The organism is Streptomyces spongiae, from assembly GCF_009377185.1.
GTDB lineage: Bacteria > Actinomycetota > Actinomycetes > Streptomycetales > Streptomycetaceae > Streptomyces > Streptomyces spongiae.
On record NZ_VJZC01001095.1, the window covers coordinates 1 to 1163 of the forward strand.

Consider the following 1163-nt stretch of genomic DNA (forward strand, 5'->3'; position numbering starts at 1 on the left):
CCCAGGGAACCGTCACCCGAGGGACCACCAACCCCAACCGCCTGCGCCGCATGGACCGCTGGATCGCGGCGACCCACGGCGCCGAGCTCCGCCGCGCGGCGGACCCGACGGCGGTCGACCTCGGCTACGGCGCCGCGCCCTGGACGGCGGTGGAACTGCTCCAGCGGCTGCGCACGGCCGCCCCCCGCACCCGCGTGGTCGGCGTCGAGATCGATCCGGCCCGGGTGGCGGCCGCGCGGCCGTACGAGCGGGCGGGGCTGGGCTTCCGGCACGGCGGGTTCGAGGTCCCGGTGGAGGGGAGGCCGACCCTGATCCGCGCGGCGAACGTCCTGCGGCAGTACGACGAGGACGAGGTGGCCGCGGTCTGGGACCGCCTCCGCGCACGGCTCGCCCCCGCCACGACCGCGTCCCGGGGTGGCCTGCTGGTCGAGGGCACGTGCGACGAGATCGGCCGCCGTCACGTCTGGGTCGCCCTCGGGCCGGAGGGCCCCCGTACGGTCACGTTCGCCACCCGTCTCGGCTCCCTGGGCCGCCCGTCCGACCTCGCCGAGCGGCTGCCGAAGGCCCTCATCCACCGCAACGTGCCGGGCGAGCCGGTGCACGCCTTCCTCCGCGACTTCGACCGCGCGTGGGCGGCCGCGGCGCCGTACGCCTCGTACGGCGCCCGTCAGCGCTGGATGCGCGCCGTCCGCGCCGTGAGCGCCGACTGGCCGGTGCGGGATCGCGCCGCCCGCTGGCGCCAGGGCGAAGTCACGGTGGCGTGGGAGGCGTTGGCGCCGCGCGGCTGACGTGACACGGGGCCGCACCACGCGCCACTTCCGCCGACCGCGAAACGCCCCTCGTCACACCCGGCCTGCGGGAACGCGCACCGTGAGTCGTTCGTCACAAAGGGCGGGGAGATCGTCTGCGGAGGTCTGCGGAGGAGTGGAACTGGGGAGGGAGTTGGTGTCCGCCTCTGTCGTATTGCGGCACGACATGGCACGATCCCCCAAGTGTCCGGAAGTTACTGACGGTTAATCAGTTTGGGGGAAGAGGTATGGGCGCGGGCAAGCGGAGCCTGACCACGGCGGCCGTGGCACTGGTCTGCGCGGTGACCGTACTGGGCGCACCGGGCATGGCCCATGCGAGCCAGGCGGCACCCGATCCCACCGCCTCCCCTTCCC

Annotated in this window: 1 protein-coding gene; it reads left to right on the top strand. The window is 74.7% G+C overall.

Annotated features, from left to right (window positions below):
- Positions 1-788: class I SAM-dependent methyltransferase (locus FNH08_RS50345; protein WP_228034882.1), on the top strand; the 788-nt coding region annotated here is incomplete at its 5' end.
- Between the last annotated feature and the right edge of the window lie 375 nt (positions 789-1163).